At 66.0% G+C, this 18,035-nt stretch carries 14 protein-coding genes; 8 read left to right on the forward strand and 6 right to left on the reverse strand.

The window, feature by feature from the left end; translation table 11 throughout:
* Positions 1-11 precede the first annotated feature (11 nt).
* Positions 12-1,571, reverse strand: coding sequence for a glycogen synthase GlgA (gene glgA, locus ACIP21_RS03085; RefSeq protein WP_400683818.1), 1,560 nt, complete (start codon positions 1,569-1,571; stop codon positions 12-14).
* A 525-nt stretch (positions 1,572-2,096) separates the two neighbouring features.
* On the reverse strand, positions 2,097-2,264 hold the full coding sequence (locus ACIP21_RS03090; protein ID WP_400683820.1) for a DUF6026 family protein: 168 nt from the start codon (positions 2,262-2,264) through the stop codon (positions 2,097-2,099).
* A gap of 202 nt (positions 2,265-2,466) precedes the next feature.
* On the opposite strand from ACIP21_RS03090, the gene gnd reads away from it, so the two are divergent.
* From gnd to ACIP21_RS03110, 4 genes are all read left to right on the forward strand, one after another.
* Positions 2,467-3,447 carry a phosphogluconate dehydrogenase (NAD(+)-dependent, decarboxylating) gene (gnd, locus tag ACIP21_RS03095; protein WP_400683822.1) on the forward strand — a complete coding sequence of 327 codons (981 nt, stop codon included), beginning with the start codon at positions 2,467-2,469 and terminating at the stop codon, positions 3,445-3,447.
* Positions 3,447-4,952 (forward strand): glucose-6-phosphate dehydrogenase, encoded by a 1,506-nt coding sequence (gene zwf, locus ACIP21_RS03100; protein ID WP_400683824.1) that lies wholly within the window; start codon positions 3,447-3,449, stop codon positions 4,950-4,952. Before gnd ends, zwf begins: the two co-directional genes overlap by 1 nt.
* Before the next feature lie 73 nt (positions 4,953-5,025).
* Positions 5,026-6,822 (forward strand): glycoside hydrolase family 15 protein, encoded by a 1,797-nt coding sequence (locus ACIP21_RS03105; RefSeq protein ID WP_400683826.1) that lies wholly within the window; start codon positions 5,026-5,028, stop codon positions 6,820-6,822.
* A gap of 111 nt (positions 6,823-6,933) precedes the next feature.
* Positions 6,934-7,554 carry a TetR/AcrR family transcriptional regulator gene (locus tag ACIP21_RS03110; RefSeq protein WP_400683828.1) on the forward strand — a complete coding sequence of 207 codons (621 nt, stop codon included), beginning with the start codon at positions 6,934-6,936 and terminating at the stop codon, positions 7,552-7,554.
* Between the two features lie 144 nt (positions 7,555-7,698).
* On the opposite strand, the gene preA is transcribed toward ACIP21_RS03110, so the two are convergent.
* The 3 genes from preA to hydA form a co-directional block, all read right to left on the reverse strand.
* Entirely contained in the window at positions 7,699-8,973 is a 1,275-nt protein-coding gene (gene preA, locus ACIP21_RS03115; RefSeq protein WP_400683830.1) for an NAD-dependent dihydropyrimidine dehydrogenase subunit PreA, read from the reverse strand.
* Entirely contained in the window at positions 8,974-10,341 is a 1,368-nt protein-coding gene (locus tag ACIP21_RS03120; RefSeq protein WP_400683832.1) for an NAD(P)-dependent oxidoreductase, read from the reverse strand.
* A 153-nt stretch (positions 10,342-10,494) separates the two neighbouring features.
* Entirely contained in the window at positions 10,495-11,934 is a 1,440-nt protein-coding gene (gene hydA / locus ACIP21_RS03125) for a dihydropyrimidinase (RefSeq protein WP_400683834.1), read from the reverse strand.
* Positions 11,935-12,549: 615 nt separating this feature from the next.
* On the opposite strand from hydA, the gene ACIP21_RS03130 reads away from it, so the two are divergent.
* Positions 12,550-14,037, forward strand: a complete 1,488-nt coding sequence (locus ACIP21_RS03130; protein ID WP_400683836.1) for an NCS1 family nucleobase:cation symporter-1 — start codon at positions 12,550-12,552, stop codon at positions 14,035-14,037.
* A 57-nt stretch (positions 14,038-14,094) separates the two neighbouring features.
* Here the strand turns inward: ACIP21_RS03130 and ACIP21_RS03135 are convergent, their stop codons facing one another.
* Complete coding sequence (locus ACIP21_RS03135; protein WP_400683838.1) at positions 14,095-14,640, reverse strand: RNA polymerase sigma factor; 546 nt, start codon at positions 14,638-14,640, stop codon at positions 14,095-14,097.
* Positions 14,641-14,892: 252 nt separating this feature from the next.
* Between ACIP21_RS03135 and tssA the strand changes: the two genes are divergently transcribed.
* The 3 genes from tssA to tssC are packed head-to-tail and all read left to right on the forward strand — an operon-like array spanning position 14,893 to position 18,002.
* Positions 14,893-15,897: a type VI secretion system protein TssA gene (gene tssA / locus ACIP21_RS03140; protein ID WP_400683840.1), complete on the forward strand. Its 1,005-nt coding sequence runs from the start codon at positions 14,893-14,895 to the stop codon at positions 15,895-15,897.
* Between the two features lie 45 nt (positions 15,898-15,942).
* Positions 15,943-16,452 carry a type VI secretion system contractile sheath small subunit gene (gene tssB / locus ACIP21_RS03145; RefSeq protein WP_400683842.1) on the forward strand — a complete coding sequence of 170 codons (510 nt, stop codon included), beginning with the start codon at positions 15,943-15,945 and terminating at the stop codon, positions 16,450-16,452.
* A 53-nt stretch (positions 16,453-16,505) separates the two neighbouring features.
* Positions 16,506-18,002 carry a type VI secretion system contractile sheath large subunit gene (gene tssC / locus ACIP21_RS03150; protein ID WP_400683844.1) on the forward strand — a complete coding sequence of 499 codons (1,497 nt, stop codon included), beginning with the start codon at positions 16,506-16,508 and terminating at the stop codon, positions 18,000-18,002.
* The last annotated feature ends 33 nt before the right edge of the window (positions 18,003-18,035 follow it).

Below are 18,035 nucleotides of genomic sequence, written 5' to 3' on the forward strand. Positions count from 1 at the left end.
TCCATCCCCGCTCAGTAGTGGCCCAGTTGTGCCTGCTTGACCAGGTCCTCGTAGAGGCGGGCGTAGGGTTCCACCGCCTGGCACCAGTTGAACGGCTGGGTCATGGACAGGCAGCGCATGGCGTTGAGCAGGTCCTTCTTGGCATAGATGTAGAAGGCCCGGCCCAGGGCTTCGCGGTAGCTCTCGACGGTCGATTCGTCGAACAGGAAGCCGGTGACGCCATTCTCGATGGTGTCGGCCAGGCCGCCGGTATTGCGTGCCACCGGCAGCGAGCCGAAGCGCTGCGCGTACATCTGGCTGAGGCCACAGGGCTCGTAGCGCGATGGCATCAGCAGGAAGTCGCTGCCGGCGAACATGCGCCGCGCGTCGGTCTCGTTGAAGCCGATGCGCACGCCGATGCGGCCAGGGTGACGCAGGGCCAGCTCGCGCATGGCCTGTTCCTCTTCCGGCTCGCCACGGCCGATGATCGCGATCTGCCCGCCCTGTTCGACGATGTAGTCGGCCACGCCCAGGGTCAGGTCCAGGCCCTTCTGGTAGACCAGCCGCGAGACCACGGCAAATAGCGGGCCTTCGGACGCCTCCAGCTCGAACAACTGGCGCACGGCGGCGGCATTGCGTGCCTTGCCGTCCCAGTCGTTGATGCTGAAGTTGTGCTGCAGGTGCTGGTCGGTGGCCGAGTCCCAGCTTTCGTCGATGCCATTGGGAATGCCGCCAAGCAAGCCTTGCTGGGCTTTGCTGGCGAGGAAGCCATCGAGGCCGCAGCCGAATTCCGCTGTGGTGATTTCCCGGGCGTAGGTGGCGCTGACCGTGGTGATGTGGCTCGAGTAGGCCAGGCCCGCCTTGAGGAACGACAGCTTGCCGTAGAACTCCATGCCTTCCTGCTGCATGGCATGGTCGGGGATCGCCAGCTCCGGGCTGCAGCCACGGCTGTACACGCCCTGGTAGGCCAGGTTGTGGATGGTGAACAGGGTCGGCGTGTTCAGCCCGCGCCAGTGCATGTAGGCCGGGGCCAGGCCGGCGGGCCAGTCGTGGGCGTGGACCACTTCGGGCTGCCAGTGGATCATGCCTTCGCCGGCGGCGATCTCCGCCGCCGCCAGGCCCAGGCGGGCGAAGCGGATGTGGTTGTCGGGCCAGTCACGGCCATTGTTGGCGCCGTAGGGCGTGCCTTCGCGCTGGTACAGTTCGGGGCAGATCAGCACATAGATGACCAGGCCGTCGGCCATGTCCATGCGGCCGATCTTGCATGGCGGCAGGGCGGCGTGGCCGCCCAGTTCGCCGACGATATGGATCGGGTTGTCGCTTTCCACCACTTGCGGGTAGCCAGGGATCAGCACCCGCACATCGTGCAGGTGCGCCAGGGCGCGGGGCAGGGCGGCGGAGACGTCGCCGAGGCCGCCGGTCTTCACCAGGTCGGCGATTTCCGAGGTGACGAACAGGATCTTGCGTTTGTTCGGGTTGTGCTGGCGCTGGGCGCCAGGTGCCGTGCCTGTCTTGGCGAAGTCCGGGGTGAGCGGCTCGCGGTTGTCCGGGTTGAATGAATCTACGTGAGGCTCGACAGCGGCACTGATCATACTTCTCTCCGTCCCTAAGCGTTGGCCGGGTGGCTGGCACCCGTTGCGTTATATCGTGTTGGTTCTCTCTGATTCTGTAGATGCGTGTAGCAATCCATGCCCCGAAGTCGTGCGCACAGGCACGACGCGATCGGCATTCCGGCCGAAGGCGATTGAACTGGTAGGGGTTGGCGGGCCGTGCGCGGGAAGTCCCTTTGCGTTTGGCCTACTTAGTTCCTGACCCACCACCATTTCCAAAAGTTCGACTTTTTTACGTCGCTCTTCCTCTGAGCAAATGGCGGGCCGAAACCTGAGTGTAGGAGAGCTGGAGATAAAAAGGTGACCCACTGGTCACTTTCGTTATGACGCGGGCCAGACGCAAACGTTGGCGTATGTGACGGGATGTGAACGAGGGTGTTCGAAGGCGGTGCGCGGGGTTTTCGTCAGTGCGCCAAGGTGTGGCTGATGGCGCTGATTTGCACTGTGCTGGTGCAGCAGAGGCAGCAATGTGGGAGCATTACGCCCCCACCGCAGGGAAGGGAAGAATCAGAGGCTGACGGGCTTGCCTTCGACACGCGCCTGTTCCAGCAGCCTGTGCAACTGGGAGACCTGCTGGCGCAGCTGGTCACGCTCGTCCTTCAACTGGCGCAGCTCGTCGCGGCGCACGGAGACATAGAGGGTCTGGGTTGGGGTAGCAGGCATCAAGGTACCCATGAGCACACCTCGCGGTTTTGGCTGGTGACAGTTAAAGCGTAGTCGCTTCACGCGGCGCGCATTCTGAATTCTTTTGCTTCCCCTGGGAACTTTTTTGTTTAACGTGGTCACGCCGTTCGTCGCTGAACCCTCGGGCGGTGTGCTGGACTAATCTGAAACGCTGAAAATGTTGTCATCTATTACGCAAGAGGAGCATCTGCTCATGCAATTGGGAATCGTCGGGCTGGGCCGCATGGGCGGCAATATCGCAAGGCGGCTGATGCGCGCCGGTCACCGCACCGTGGTGCACGACCGCAACCGTGATGCCGTCGTCGGCCTGGAAGGCGAGGGGGCGCAAGGCGCCCATGACCTGGGTGCGCTGGTGCAGAAGCTCAAGGCGCCGCGCGCGGTGTGGGTCATGCTGCCGGCCGGTGAGCCGACCGAGCAGACCATCGCCCAGCTGGCCGAACTGCTGGAGCCTGGCGATGCGATCATCGACGGCGGCAACACCTTCTACAAGGACGACATGCGCCGCGCCGCCGAGCTGGCCAAGCGCGGCCTGCATTACCTGGACGTCGGCACCTCCGGCGGGGTGTGGGGCCTGGACCGCGGCTACTGCATGATGATCGGTGGCGAGAAGGACGTGTTCGAGCGCCTGGAACCCCTGTTCAAGACGCTGGCCCCCGGCGTCGGCGACATCCCGCGCACCCACGGCCGCAGCGGTGAGCACGGGCGCGCCGAGCACGGCTACATCCACGCCGGCCCGCCTGGCGCCGGGCACTACGTGAAGATGGTGCACAACGGCATCGAGTACGGCCTGATGCAGGCCTACGCCGAAGGTTTCGACCTGCTGCGCAGCAAGGGCGGCGACGAGCTGCCGGAAGACCAGCGCTTCGACCTCGACGTGGGCGAGATCGCCGAGGTCTGGCGCCGGGGCAGCGTGGTCACTTCGTGGCTGCTCGACCTCACCGCCGATGCCCTGGTGGCCGACCCGCAACTGTCGGCGTTCAGTGGCTCGGTGTCCGACAGTGGCGAAGGCCGCTGGACCATCGACGCCGCCGTCGAGCAGGCGGTGCCGGTACCGGTGCTGTCCAGCGCGTTGTTCGCCCGCTTCCGTTCGCGCCAGCAACAGGGCACCTACGGCGACAAGATCCTGTCCGCCATGCGCCTGGGCTTCGGTGGCCACGTCGAGAAAAAAGACTGATGACCCAACAGACCATTCCTGCTGCCCCGCCTTGCACCCTGTTTCTGTTCGGCGCCAACGGTGATCTGGTCAAGCGCCTGCTGATGCCGGCGCTCTACAACCTCAGCCGTGACGGGTTGCTGGACCGCAACCTGCGTATCGTGGGTGTCGATCACAACCCGGCCACGGCCGACGAATTTACCGAGCGCCTGCATGCCTTCATGCAGGCGCGCGACAAGGCCGGCGAGGGTGCCGCCAAGTGCCTGGACGAGAAGCTCTGGGCACGCCTGGCCAAGCGCCTGGACTACCAGACCGGCGACTTCCTCGACCCCGCCACCTACGCGGCACTGGCCAGGCGCATCGAGGCGACGCGCCATGGCAACGCCATCTTCTACCTGGCCACCTCGCCGCGCTTCTTCCCGGAAGTGGCCCAGCGCCTGGGCGAGGCCGGCCTGCTCGACGAGTCGGCCGGCGGTTTTCGGCGGATCGTGGTGGAGAAGCCCTTCGGCACCGACCTGGCCAGCGCCGAGGCACTCAACGCCTGCCTGCTGAAGGTGATGAGCGAGCGGCAGATCTACCGCATCGACCATTACCTGGGCAAGGAGACGGTGCAGAACATCCTGGTCAGCCGCTTTTCCAACGGGCTGTTCGAGTCGTTCTGGAACAACCACTACATCGACCATGTGCAGATCACCGCCGCCGAGACGGTCGGGGTCGAGACCCGCGGTGCGTTCTACGACAACACCGGTGCGCTGCGTGACATGGTCCCCAACCACCTGTTCCAGCTCCTGGCGATGGTCGCCATGGAGCCCCCGGCGGCGTTTGGCGCCGATGCCGTGCGTGGCGAGAAGGCCAAGGTGATCGGCGCGATCCGCCCGTGGTCGGCGAAGATGGCCCTGAAGAACTCGGTGCGCGGCCAGTACGCGGCCGGCAAGCAAGGCCGCAAGCGCCTGCCGGGGTATCGCGAGGAAGCCAACGTCGCGCCCGACAGCCAGACCGAAACCTACGTGGCGCTCAAGGTGATGATCGACAACTGGCGCTGGGCCGGGGTGCCGTTCTACCTGCGCACCGGCAAGCGCATGAGCGTGCGCGACACCGAGATCGCCATCTGCTTCAAGCCGGCGCCCTACGCGCAGTTCCGCGAGTCGGAACTGGAACGGCCCAAGCCCAACTACCTGAAGATCCAGATCCAGCCCAACGAAGGCATGTGGTTCGACCTGCAGGCCAAGCGGCCGGGGCCTGAGCTGGTGATGGAGAACGTCGAGCTGGGCTTCGCCTACAAGGACTTCTTCAAGATGACCCCGGCGACCGGCTATGAAACGCTGATCTACGACTGCCTGACCGGAGACCAGACCCTGTTCCAGCGCGCCGACAACATCGAGAACGGCTGGCGCGCGGTGCAGCCGTTTCTCGATGCCTGGGCGCAGGACGGTGATGTGCACCCATACCCGGCTGGGGAGGATGGGCCGGAGGCTGGTAATGAGCTGCTGACCCGCGACAAGCGGGAGTGGCACAAACTGGGGTGAACGTGCCGGCCTCTTCGCGGCGGTTCGACGCCTCGAAGAGGCCCGAGCAGGCAACCCCATTCAAGGAGGTGCAATGCCCGCCCACATCGAAGACTACGCCCTGCTCGGCAATTGCCGCAGCGCCGCCCTGGTCAGCCGCGACGGCTCCCTCGACTGGTTGTGCCTGCCGCGCTTCGACGCCCCGGCAGTGTTCGCCGCCTTGCTGGGCAACGAAGAGAACGGCCGCTGGCGCCTGGCCCCCAGCGACCCGGTCGAGCACATCAGCCGCCAGTACCTGGGCGACACCCTGGTGCTGGAAACCACCTGGGTCACCGCCAGCGGCCGCGCCCGGGTCCTGGATTTCATGCCCCTGGACGAAGTCAATTCGGTGGTGCGCATCGTCGAGGGCCTTGCGGGGGAAACCCATTTCGAAATGGACCTGGTCATGCGCTTCGACTACGGACGCAGCGTGCCCTGGGTGGAAAAGCTCGACCCGATGACCCTCAGCGCGGTCGCCGGCCCCGACCGCCTGATCCTGGCCAGCACCGTCACCACCCACGCCCAGGACCATCACACCGTCGCCCGCTTGCGCGTGGCTGCCGGCGAACGCCAGGTATTCAGCCTGCGTCACCAGCCTTCGCACCTGCCGGTGCAGCCCGATTGCGACATCGACCAGGCCTTGCAGCACACCCACGAGCACTGGCAGGCGTTCGCCGACCGTTGCCCGGACGTCGGTGCCTACACGGGCCTGGTACGTCGCTCGCTGCTGACCCTCAAGGCCATGACCTTCGCCCCCACCGGCGGCATCGTCGCGGCCATCACCACGTCGTTGCCCGAGCGCATCGGCCACGAGCGCAACTGGGACTACCGTTTCTGCTGGCTGCGCGACGCCACCATGACCCTGCTGGCGTTCATGAACCTGGGCTACTTCGACGAGGCCCAGGCCTGGCGCGAGTGGTTGCTGCGCTCGGTGGCCGGCAACCCGGAGCAGATGCAGATCATGTACGGCCTGGCCGGAGAGCGTGATCTGCAGGAATACACCCTGCCGTGGCTGGCCGGCTACGAGCAATCGCAACCGGTGCGGGTCGGCAATGCGGCGTCGGAGCAGGTGCAACTGGACATCTACGGCGAACTGGCCGATGCCATGGCCCAGGCGATCAAGGGCGGCTTGCCACGCCACCCGCGCAGTGCGGCGATCTCGCGCCTGATCCTGCCCTATGTCGAGCGCATCTGGCGTGAGCCCGACGAGGGGCTCTGGGAGGTGCGCGGTGGGCGCCAGCATTTCGTGCATTCCAAGGTCATGGCCTGGGTGGCCTTCGACCGTGCCGCGGGCCTGGCGGACACCACCGAGGAAGGCCGCGAGCGCGGCAAGCATTACCGCCAGGTGGCCGACGAGATTCATCGCGAGGTCTGCGCGCGCGGGCTGGATGCGCAAGGCCAGCACTTCGTCCAGGCCTACGGTTCGAGCGAGCTGGATGCCAGCCTGCTGCAGATCGCCCTGACCGGTTTCCTGCCCGCCGCCGACCCGCGTTTCCAGCGCACCCTGGCGCGGATCGAGCAGCGCCTGCTGAAGAACGGCCTGCTGCTGCGCTACGACAGCGACAGCTGCAGCGACGGGCTGACGCCCGGGGAGGGTACCTTCCTGGTGTGTTCGTTCTGGCTGGCCGACGTCTATGTGCTGCTGGGCCGCGAAGCCGAGGCGCAGGCGCTGTACGCAACGCTCGCCGGCCTGTGCAACGACGTCGGCCTGCTGGCCGAGCAGTACGACCCCGTCGGCGGGCGCATGCTCGGCAACTTCCCCCAGGCGTTCAGCCATATCGGCATCATCAACAGTGCCCTGAACCTGCACCGGGCGCAGTGCCCGGTGCGGGACAGGGCGAATTGTGGCTAGCTGTGCACGGCCCCGGATCGTCGAAAGGGCGCGCGTGTTCATCACTGGCGAGCTCACGGTTGGCTGCAAAACTGTTAGCCTTGAGCGGTTCCCGCCGCTTCCGGACCCTCCATGGCCAACCACAAGATCGAAATCCGCCGGCGCAATATCGAGAAGATCCTCCTCGCCGCCGAAAAGGTGTTCGCCGACAAGGGCTACGGCGCCACGTCCATGGGTGATATCGCCGAACAGGCCGAGCTGCCGCGCTCCAACCTGCATTACTACTTCAGCACCAAGGACGAACTGTTCCGCGCAGTGCTGCAGGACCTGCTGGAGGTCTGGAAGCAGGATGCGCTGTGCTTCGAGAACTTCGACGACCCGAGGGTGGTGCTGACCAGCTACATTCGCGCCAAGATGGGCCATTCGCGATCGCGGTCGCTGGGCTCGAAGATCTGGGCCGAGGAAATGCTGCACGGGGCGCCGGTGCTGGGTGCGAGCCTGGGCGAAAGCCTGGTGCCCTGGGCCAGGCTCAAGGAAGACAAGATCCGTCGCTGGGTGGCGGAGGGGCGGATCTTGCCGGTGGAGCCATCGGCGTTGCTGTACATGATCTGGGCCTCGACCCAGCACTATGCCGACTTCGGCTACCAGGTGGCGCTGCTCAACGAGGGTGAGCCGCTGTCGGACGTGGCCTTCGAGCGAGCGGTGCAGACGGTGACCTGTGTGATCCTGCGCGGGATCGGCCTGGAACCCTGAAACGGCCCATTGTAGGAGCGGCCTTGTGTCGCGAAAGGGCCGCGAAGCGGCCCCAGGAATATCTGCTGCGAAGCTGAAAATCCGGGGCCGCTTCGCGGCCCTTTCGCGACACAAGGCCGCTCCTACAAGGCCTGGTCATCAGCCTCAACTGGCCTCACGGTAAGGGTTGCGCGGATCCTGCGTCCAGTTCAGGTAAGGCTTGCCAGTCTCCTGCGCGACCATCTCGATGCAACTTTCCACCGGGCAGGTGATCTGGCACAGGTTGCAGCCCACGCATTCCTCCTCGATCACGCTGTAGGCATGCGTGCCATCGGCCTTGAGCGTGCTGGCGATCGCCTGGTGCGACGTGTCCTCGCAGGCGATGTGGCAACGCCCGCAACCAATGCACGCTGCCGGGTCGATATGGGCCACCGACTTGTAGTTGATGTCCAGGTACTTCCAGTCGGTGGTATGCCCCACCGCCTGCCCGCGGAACGCCTCCAGGTTGCGATGCCCCTGCTGGTCCATCCAGCGCGCCAGGCCGTCCTGCATGTCCTCGACGATGCGAAAGCCATGCAGCATCGCCGCCGTGCACACCTGCACCGCGCCACTGCCCAGGGCGATGAACTCGGCGGCGTCACGCCAGTTGCCGATGCCGCCGATGCCGCAGATCGGCAGGCCCCGGGTCTGCGGGTCGCGGGCGATTTCGGCGACCATGTTCAAGGCGATCGGCTTCACCGCCGAACCGCAGTAGCCACCGTGGGTGCTCTGGTCGCCGACGATGGGGTGGGCGACCATGCGCTCCAGGTCGACGCTGGTGATCGAGTTGATGGTGTTGATCAGCGACACCGCATCGGCGCCGCCACGGTGCGCCGCGCGGGCCGACTGGCGGATGTCGGTGATGTTCGGTGTGAGCTTGACGATCACCGGCAGCGAGCAGTGCGTCTTGCACCAGCGGGTGACCATTTCCACATACTCCGGCACCTGGCCGACCGCCGCGCCCATGCCGCGCTCGGGCATGCCGTGCGGGCAGCCGAAGTTCAGCTCGATGCCATCGGCGCCGGTGGCTTCCACCAGCGGCAGGATGAACTTCCACGACGCCTCCTCGCACGGCACCATCAACGACACGATCAGCGCGCGGTCGGGCCAGTCCTTCTTCACCTGGGTAATTTCCCGCAGGTTGATTTCCAGCGAGCGGTCGGTGATCAGCTCGATGTTGTTGATGCCCTGCACCTGGCGGTTGGGGCCGTAGTGCGCGGAGTAGCGCGACGACACGTTGACCGCCGCCGGGTCCTCGCCAAGGGTTTTCCAGACTACCCCACCCCAACCGGCCTCGAAGGCGCGGACCACGTTGTAGGCCTTGTCGGTCGGCGGCGCGGAGGCCAGCCAGAAGGGGTTGGGTGCCTTGATACCAGCGAATTCGATGGACAGGTCGGCCATTTACGCTGCCTCCAGGTTGAGCATGAGTTGGGCATGGATGGCCTCGGCGGCCAGCTTGCCGTGTTGCACCGCCTGGACGGTGAGGTCCTGGCCCAGCGCCGTGCAGTCGCCGCCGGCGTAGACGCCCGGCAGGCTGGTGCGCATCTGTGCGTCGACGCGGATGCGCTCGCCGTCGCGGGCCAGTTGCGCGGCCAGCGGGTCGGCCAGGCTGCTGTCGTCGAACCCCTGGCCGATGGCCTTGAAGATCGCGTCGGCGGCCAGCTCGTAGGTTTCGCCGGTATCGCCCAGGCGGCCCTCGGCCAGTTCGGTGCGCATGAAGCGCATGCCGCGCACGCGGCCGTCGTCATCGAGCAGCACGGCGTCGGGCCGGGCCCAGGTGTGCAGGCGCACCTGGTTGGCCTTGGCGATGTCCTGCTCGTGGCCGGTGGCGCCCATGTCGGCAGGGCCGCGGCGGTACACCAGGTTGACGTCGCGGGCGCCCAGGCGGCTCATCTGCACCGCCATGTCGATGGCGGTGTTGCCGGCGCCGATCACCAGGCAGCGGTCGGCCAGCGGCAGTTGCGACAGGTCGTCGGCCTGGCGCAGTTCGCGGATGTAGGCCGTGGCGGCGAGCATGCCGGGGGCTTCTTCGGCGGGCAGCCCGAGCTGGCGCACGGCGTTCAGGCCCAGGCCGAGGAACACCGCATGGTACTGGTCGCGCAGTTCGCCCAGGGCAAGGTTGCCACCCAGGCGCTGGCCGTGGCGGATCTCGATGCCGCCGATGCCCAGCAGGAATTCGACTTCGCGCTGGGCATAGTCGTCCACCAGCTTGTAGCGGGCGATGCCGTATTCGTTGAGGCCGCCGGCCTTGTCGCAGGCTTCGAACACCACCACGTCATGGCCGTGCATGGCCAGGCGGTGAGCGCACGACAACCCGGCGGGGCCGGCACCGACCACGGCAATGCGCTTGCCGGTGGCGGGCGAGCGCTGGAACGGGTGTTCGCTGAAACCGGCGTTGTCCAGGGCGTAGCGCTGCAACTGGCCGATCAGCACCGGCGCGCATTCCTGGGCGTTGTTGCGCACGCAGGCCTGCTGGCAGAGGACCTCGGTGGGGCATACGCGGGCGCAGCTGCCGCCGAGGATGTTGGCCGACAGGATGCGTTCGGCGGCGCCTTGCAGGTTCTCGTCGCTGATGCGGTGGATGAACGACGGGATGTCGATCTCGCTGGGGCAGGCGTTGACGCACGGGGCGTCGTAGCAGTACAGGCAGCGCGCGCTTTCCACGGCGGCCTGGCGGGCGGTGAGGGGCGGGGCGAGGTCGCTGAAGCGCTCGTCCAGCGGGTCGCTGCCGGCGCGTGGGCGCGGCAAGTGGTTCAGGGCATCGATCACGGTGGGTAGCCTCTCTTGTTCATGGGGCTTGGTTTGAGGGCTTGAGGGCGCTACGCGCCCTTTTCGCGACACAAGGCCGCTCCTACAAGGACCGCGATCTCCTGCAGGAGCGGCCTTGCATCGCGAAAGGGCTGCGCAGCAGCCCCAATGGCCTCAGCGCTGCACGGGGCTCGGGCGCTGCTGCTCGGCGCGGCGGCCCAGCACCTCGTACACCGAGGGGTAGGCCGGGCGTTCCACGTAGCGGCCGGCGCCAGGTTCGGCGCGCAGGTCGCCATCGGCCCAGAGCAGCTTGCCCTGGCTGATGGTGTGGCTGGGGATGCCGCGCACGGTGCGGCCTTCGAAGATGTTGAAGTCGACCCGCTGGTGGTGGGTCTGGGCGGAAATGGTCCGCGTGCCCTGGGGGTCCCACAGCACCAGGTCGGCATCGGCGCCGACGCGGATGGCACCCTTGCGCGGGAACAGGTTGAAGATCTTCGCGGTATTGGTCGAGGTGAGCGCGACGAACTCGTGCATCGACAGGCGTCCGCTGTTGACCCCGGCATCCCACAGCACCGCCATGCGGTCCTCGATGCCGGCGGTACCGTTGGGGATGCGGCTGAAGTCGTTGCGGCCCATGGCCTTCTGCTCGGCGCAGAAGCAGCAGTGGTCGGTGGCGGTGGTATGCAGGTTGCCCGATTGCAGGCCGCGCCAGAGTGCTTCCTGGTGCTCGCGCGGGCGGAACGGCGGGCTCATCACATAGCCGGCAGCGGTGCTCCAGTCCGGGTGGCGGTAGACGCTGTCGTCGATCAGCAGGTGGCCGGGCAGTACCTCGCCGTACACCGGCTGGCCCTTGGCCCGGGCGTAGGTGATTTCATCCAGCGCCTCGCGGCTGGAGATGTGCACCACGTACAGCGGTGTGCCGAGGGTTTCGGCGATGCGGATGGCCCGGCTGGCGGCCTCGCCCTCGACCTGCGAAGGGCGCGACAGCGGGTGCGCCTCCGGCCCGGTCAGGCCCTGGGCCAGCAGTTTGTTCTGCAGGTGGTACACCAGCTCGCCGTTCTCGGCATGCACGGTGGGCACCGCGCCCAGTTGCAGGCAGCGCTCGAAGCTGGCCACCAGGGTGTCGTCGGCGGCCATGATGGCGTTCTTGTAGGCCATGAAGTGCTTGAAGCTGTTGACCCCATGCTGGCTCACCAGCTCGCCCATCTCTTCGGCCACCTGCTCGCTCCACCAGGTGATGGCGACGTGGAAGCCGTAGTCGGATGCGCTTTTCTGCGCCCAGCCACGCCAGGTGTGGAAGGCTTCCAGCAGCGACTGCCGGGGGTTGGGAATGACGAAGTCGATGATCGACGTGGTGCCGCCGGCCAGCCCCGCGGCAGTGCCGCTGAAGAAGTCCTCGCTGGCCACGGTGCCCATGAAGGGCAACTGCATGTGGGTGTGCGGGTCGATGCCGCCGGGCATCAGGTAACGGCCGCTGCCGTCGAGGATTTCGCAGTCGGTGGGCGGTTCGAGGTCTTTGCCGATGGCGCGGATCTGGCCATCGACACACAGGACATCAGCGGGATAGCTCTCTTCGTGGGTGACCACGGTGGCGCCACGGATCAACAGGGACATGCCGTCTTCCTCGCAGGCTGACCGGTCTGTGCCGGTTCTTGAATTGTTATGTGTCAGGGGCTGGAGGAGAGGGTAATAATCTTGCCAGACCTGACAAGATTGGAATCTAGATGCGAACTCTCGATTGTTCAAGAAAATAATTTATGAGCTTATGACTTTTATAAAGCATTGATTTATATGAATAAAAATTATGAGTTACCAAAATGGTGAGGCCTTTCACCATTTTGACGCACTTGACAAGATGAAAATCTGGTCGAGATTTTCCATGCAAAATCAGCCGCTTGAAACCCGGTGTCGAGGCGCAGGCGGCGCCGTTGAAAGACCGGGCTGCACCGCTTTGAAACACGGTGCGGGGGCCAGGGCCGGCCCAAGGTGGCGAATGGAACAGGCGCAAGGTACCGCGTGCCTGTTTCTGGCGCGCAACAATGCTTTGCAGATCAGTTGATTACCTCCGGTCGGCGGCGGCCGGCGGGGCGGGCGCAAGCCAACCCGGCACGTAATTTGAGTTCGGCCACAACCGTCAGGCCGGACCGGAGGTGCAGTACGGTGGTGTGTACTCCGGCCATCGCATCAGCCCGATGAGCAGACAACTAGAAGAAATCTGGAGAAGGCCCCATGCAACAGAGCAGATCGCAAGTGATCGAGCAGGATGGCCTGTTCGAGCTGTCCCCGGGCAGCGACGTCCTCGACAGCCCGCGCTACAACCACGACATCGCGCCGACCCAGGTGCACCAGCGCACCTGGAACCAGTGGCACATCACCGCGCTGTGGGTGGGCATGTCCATCTGCGTGCCGACCTACACCCTGGGCGGGGTGCTCACAGCCTACTTCGGCCTGAGCGTGGGCGAGGCGCTGCTGGCGATCCTGCTGGCCAACCTGATCGTGCTGATCCCGTTGACCCTCAACGCGTTCCCCGGCACCAAGTACGGCATCCCGTTCCCGGTGTTGCTGCGCTCGTCGTTCGGTATTTTCGGCTCGAACGTGCCGTGCCTGATCCGCGCGGTGGTGGCGTGCGGCTGGTTCGGTATCCAGACGATGTTCGGCGGCCTGGCCATCCACCTGTTCCTTGGCTCGCTGTTCGACGGCTGGAAGGCCCTGGGCGGCACCGGCGAGGTGATCGGCTTCATGGTGTTCTGGGCGCTGAACCTGTGGGTGGTGCTGCGTGGCGCCGAGTCGATCAAGTGGCTCGAGACGTTGTCGGCGCCGTTGCTGGTGGCGGTGGGCTTGGGCCTGCTGTTCTGGGCCTTGCCGCACATGTCGATGACCGAGCTGCTGGCGCAGCCGCCCAAGCGCCCGGAAGGCGCCAGCGTGGTCGGCTACTTCTGCGCCGGGCTCACCGCCATGGTCGGTTTTTGGGCCACGCTGTCGCTGAACATTCCCGATTTCAGCCGCTACGCCAAGAGCCAGAAGGACCAGATCCTCGGGCAGATCTTCGGCCTGCCGCTCACCATGTTCCTGTTCGCCGCGCTGGGCGTGGTGATGACCGCCGCGTCGGCGCAGCTGGTCGGTGAAACGGTGTCCGACCCGGTAAGCCTGATAGGCAAGATCCACAGCCCTGGCTGGGTGGCGCTGGCCATGGCGCTGATCGTGGTCGCCACCCTGTCGACCAATACCGCCGCCAACATCGTCTCGCCAACCAACGACTTCCAGAACATCGCCCCGCGCCTGATCGGGCGCAGCCGCGCGGTGTGGCTGACCGGCTTCATCGGCCTGGCGCTGATGGGCCATGAACTGCTCAAGAAGCTTGGCTGGATCGTCTCCGACCTGAGCCTGGAAAGTGTCTATTCCAACTGGTTGCTGGGGTATTCCAGCCTGCTCGGGCCGATTGCCGGGATCATGGTGGTGGACTACTTCCTGATCCGTCGCCAGCAGCTGGACCTGGCCGGGCTGTACCGCGATGACGTGTACCCGGCGTGGAACTGGGCGGGCTTTGCCGCCTTCGCCTTGCCGGTGGCGCTGACCGTGCTGGCCATCGGCGACAGCCGTTTCAGCTGGTTCTACGACTATGGCTGGTTCACCGGGTCGTTGCTCGGCGGCGCGTTGTATTACGCGCTGGGCAGCGTGGCGCTGCGCGGGCCGGTCCAGACAACCAGAAATGCCTGAGGAGAAACCCCATGAAGCAAGCCAACGCAGCGTTGCGCCTGGCGCACATGGATATCGTCAGCGGGCAGATGGCGGCCTAGCCCTGGCAGCGGCGCTCGGCGGCTCTTCGTGGAGTGCGCCGAGCGTTTGCCTGGCGCGGGAAATGCGGCTCATCACCGTACCGATGGGAATGCCCAGCTGCTCGGCGGTTTCCCGATAGCTGAAGCGCTCGATGGCCACCCGCAGCATCACTTCGCGCTGCCGCTCGGGCAGCCGGTACAGCGCCTCGAGCAACTGGGCGTGCATCAGCGCGCATTCCGGCGGGTGTGCGGCAGGGTCGCGGATGGCATCGATGGTGCTGTCGTCCCACTCCACGCAAGCGCGGCCACGTACCTGGCGCGAGCGCACTTCGTTGATCCAGATGGAATGGACGATGCTGAAGGTCCAGCTCAAGGGCGAGGAGCCAGGCTTGAGCTGGTGCGCGCGCTCCAGGGCGCGCACGCAGGCCAGTTGGACCAGGTCTTCGGCGTCGTGGGGGTCGCCGGACAGGCGCAGGGCGAATGCTCGCAGGCGCGGAACCAGGGGGGGCAGCAGGGTGGCGAGGTGGGTACCGGTGTTCGGCATGATCGTTCGCTTTCATGATTGAGGGGCTGGCAGTCAGTTGCCGGCTGGCGGAGCCCCCTCGCATACCCATGGACATCACTGTCGCTGAGCCGGTCTGTTGCAGGGTGTGAAGTAAGAACCCCGTCGCAGATGGCTGGAACCCTCAAGCATTTCCCCGGTTGGGCACGGCGAAAATATTCATTCCGCCCCCGGAATAAACCTTCGGCCCCGGTTGTTCTCTTCGCAGAATTTGCCTGCTGACGGGGTACGCCGATGCACCTTTGCGACCACCTGGCCGCGTTGACCGACGCCTTGAGTGCCGCCTCGCCGTGCGGAGAAAACCTTGAGTACGATGCCGACTTCCTGGCCCTCGAGTACGCGGCCCAGGGCACGCCGGACGTCGAGTACGGCGCGACCCTGACCGAGGCCGTCGCCCCGGACTGGAAGCGCGTCCACAGCTTGGCCCTGGCCCTGGGCAGGCGCAGCCGCGACCTGCGCCTGGCCATGTACCTCACCCGCGCCGAACTGCACCTTCACGGCGTCGCCGGCCTGGCAGCAGGCCTGGCACTGATCGAGGTGCTGCTGGCCGAGCATTGGCAGCACGTGCATCCGCAGCTGGACCCCGACGAAGACAACGACCCGCAGTTGCGCATCAACAGCCTGGCTGGCCTGTGCGACGGCGTCGGGCTGCTGCGCGACCTGCGTGCGACACCCTTGGTCGAGGTAGCGGGGCTGGGCCGGGCCAGCCTGCGTGACATCGACCAGGGCAGTGACGACCCACGCCGTGCAGGCGAGCAGGACATGGCCCTGATCGAGGCCATGTTCCAGCAAGCCGGGCATGGGCCGCTCGCCGCGACCCTGGCGTGGCTCGAACAAGCCTGCCAGGCCAGCCGGCGCATCGAGGCGCTGTTGACCGAGCAGGTCGGCTGCAGCCGTGCCCTTGACCTCAGCGCCTTGACATCGTTGTTGCAGCGGGGCGCCGGCTGCTTGCGCCAGCGCCTGCCGCAGTTGCCCGCCACGCTGCCGGCCGAGGCGGCGCTCGCGAGCGTCGCAGGCGCCGCACCGAGGGGGCCGATCGACAGCCGCGAGGACGTGCGCCAGGCCCTCGATCAGCTCTGTCGCTATTTCGCCGTGCACGAGCCCGGCAGCCCGGTGCCGCTGCTGTTGCAGCGCGCAGGCAAGTTGCTGGACCTGAATTTCATCGAGCTGCTGCAGGACCTGGCCCCCGACGGGCTGGCGCAGATGGCCCAGGTGAGTGGCATCCGCAGCGACGACTGAGCGTACCAGAAGACCCATCGATGCCCCCGTCACAGGAGTAGCCCCATGGCTGAAAACAGTCAGAAGTTCATCGCCCGCAACCGTGCACCGCGGGTCCAGATCGAATACGACGTGGAGATCTACGGCGCGGAAAAGACCGTGCAGTTGCCGTTTGTCATGGGGGTGTTTGCCGACCTCTCCGGCACGCCGGCCGAACCCCTCGCGCCCGTGGCCGAGCGCAAGTTCCTGGAGATCGACAGCGACAACTTCGACGAGCGCCTCAAGTCGATGAAGCCGCGCGTGGCCTTCCAGGTCGCCAACACCCTGACCGGCGAGGGCAACCTGCCGGTGGAGGTCACCTTCGAGCGCATGGACGACTTCGGCCCCGGCACCGTCGCGCGCAAGGTCCCGGCACTCGCGGCCCTGCTCGAAGCACGCACCCAGCTGGCCAACCTGCTGACCTACATGGATGGCAAGACCGACGCCGAAGCACTGCTCGCCCGTTTGCTCGCAGACCCCGCGTTGCTCAAGGCGCTGGGCAGTGCCGGCAAACCGGCGGAAGCCAGCCCCGACTGAATGCCCTGCGCGGTAGCGCCAGGCCTCAATCCCAACCCACGAGAGATGCTGCAATGTCCACTCCCCAAGCGCACCAGGCGATGGAGCCTGCGGTGGCCGGCGACACCGACGCCGGTGACTTCGCCAGCCTCTTGCAGAAAGCCTTCAGGCCCAAGACAGACCAGGCCCAGGAAGCCGTCGAAAGCGCCGTGCGCAGCCTGGCGGAACAGGCGCTGCAGAGTACCCAACTGATTGCCGGCGACGTGCTCGGCAGCGTCGAAGGCATGATCGCCGAACTCGATCGCAAGCTCTCGGAGCAGATCAACCTCATCCTTCACCACGCCGCGTTCCAGTCGCTGGAAAGCGCCTGGCGCGGCCTGCACTACCTGGTGAGCAACACCGAGTCCGACGAGTCGCTGAAGATCCGGGTGATGAACATTTCCAAACAGGACGTGCACAAGACCTTGCGCAAGTTCAAGGGGGTGGCCTGGGACCAGAGCCCGATCTTCAAGAAGCTCTACGAAGAGGAGTATGGCCAGTTCGGCGGTGAGCCCTACGGCGCATTCGTGGCCGACTACTACTTCGGCAACAGTGCGCCGGACGTCGACCTGCTGAGCCAGATGGCCAAGGTCAGCGCCGCTGCCCATTGCCCGTTGATCACCGCCGCCGACCCCAGTGTGATGCTGATGGAGTCCTGGCAGGAACTGGCCAACCCGCGCGACCTGAGCAAGCTGTTCCAGACCCCGGAGCACGCGGCCTGGCGCAGCTTGCGCAGCGCCGAGGACTCGCGCTACGTGGGCCTGGCGATGCCGCGCTTCCTGGCCCGCGCGCCCTATGGCGCCAGGACCAACCCGGTGGATGACTTCGATTTCGAGGAAATCACCGAAGGCACGGCCGGGCAAAGCTTCACCTGGGCCAATGCCGCCTACGCCATGGCGGTGAACATCAACCGCTCGTTCAAGCACTACGGCTGGTGTTCGCAGATTCGCGGCATCGAGTCGGGCGGCGCGGTGGGTGGGCTGCCGGTGCATACGTTCCCGACCGATGACGGCGGTGTCGACATGACCTGCCCGACCGAGATCGCCATCAGCGACCGGCGCGAGGCGGAGCTGGCCAGGAACGGCTTCATGCCCCTGGTGCACAAGAAGAACAGCGACCTGGCGGCGTTCATCGGCGCGCAGTCGTTGCATAAACCGGCCGAGTACGACGACCCCGACGCCACCGCCAACGCCAACCTGGCCGCGCGCCTGCCGTACCTGTTCGCCACCTGCCGCTTTGCCCACTACCTCAAGTGCATCGTGCGCGACAAGGTCGGCTCGTTCAAGGAACGCGGCGACATGCAGGTCTGGCTGAACAACTGGATCGGCCGTTACGTCGAGCACAACCCCGCCACCGCGACCGATGCCGACAAGGCCCGCAAACCCTTGGCCGGCGCCGAAGTGGTGGTCGAGGACGTCGAGGGCAACCCCGGCTACTACCAAGCCAGGTTCTACTTGCGGCCGCACTACCAGCTCGAAGGGCTGACGGTGTCGCTGCGCCTGGTTTCCAGACTGCCATCGGGCAAGGCCTGACGGGCACTGCCAGCAAGACCCACCTCAATGATC

The sequence above is a fragment of the Pseudomonas sp. NPDC089401 genome, assembly GCF_044749485.1.
Taxonomy (GTDB): domain Bacteria; phylum Pseudomonadota; class Gammaproteobacteria; order Pseudomonadales; family Pseudomonadaceae; genus Aquipseudomonas.

Excerpts from the sequence above, each read along its gene's own strand:
- tssC (WP_400683844.1), top strand. The coding sequence starts at position 16,506 with ATGTCCACTCCCCAAGCGCACCAGGCGATGGAGCCTGCGGTGGCCGGC.
- gnd (WP_400683822.1), top strand. The coding sequence starts at position 2,467 with ATGCAATTGGGAATCGTCGGGCTGGGCCGCATGGGCGGCAATATCGCA.
- hydA (WP_400683834.1), bottom strand. The coding sequence starts at position 11,934 with ATGTCCCTGTTGATCCGTGGCGCCACCGTGGTCACCCACGAAGAGAGC.
- tssB (WP_400683842.1), top strand. The coding sequence starts at position 15,943 with ATGGCTGAAAACAGTCAGAAGTTCATCGCCCGCAACCGTGCACCGCGG.
- ACIP21_RS03110 (WP_400683828.1), top strand. The coding sequence starts at position 6,934 with ATGGCCAACCACAAGATCGAAATCCGCCGGCGCAATATCGAGAAGATC.
- ACIP21_RS03105 (WP_400683826.1), top strand. The coding sequence starts at position 5,026 with ATGCCCGCCCACATCGAAGACTACGCCCTGCTCGGCAATTGCCGCAGC.
- ACIP21_RS03135 (WP_400683838.1), bottom strand. The coding sequence starts at position 14,640 with ATGCCGAACACCGGTACCCACCTCGCCACCCTGCTGCCCCCCCTGGTT.
- tssA (WP_400683840.1), top strand. The coding sequence starts at position 14,893 with ATGCACCTTTGCGACCACCTGGCCGCGTTGACCGACGCCTTGAGTGCC.
- ACIP21_RS03130 (WP_400683836.1), top strand. The coding sequence starts at position 12,550 with ATGCAACAGAGCAGATCGCAAGTGATCGAGCAGGATGGCCTGTTCGAG.
- zwf (WP_400683824.1), top strand. The coding sequence starts at position 3,447 with ATGACCCAACAGACCATTCCTGCTGCCCCGCCTTGCACCCTGTTTCTG.
- glgA (WP_400683818.1), bottom strand. The coding sequence starts at position 1,571 with ATGATCAGTGCCGCTGTCGAGCCTCACGTAGATTCATTCAACCCGGAC.
- preA (WP_400683830.1), bottom strand. The coding sequence starts at position 8,973 with ATGGCCGACCTGTCCATCGAATTCGCTGGTATCAAGGCACCCAACCCC.
- ACIP21_RS03090 (WP_400683820.1), bottom strand. The coding sequence starts at position 2,264 with ATGGGTACCTTGATGCCTGCTACCCCAACCCAGACCCTCTATGTCTCC.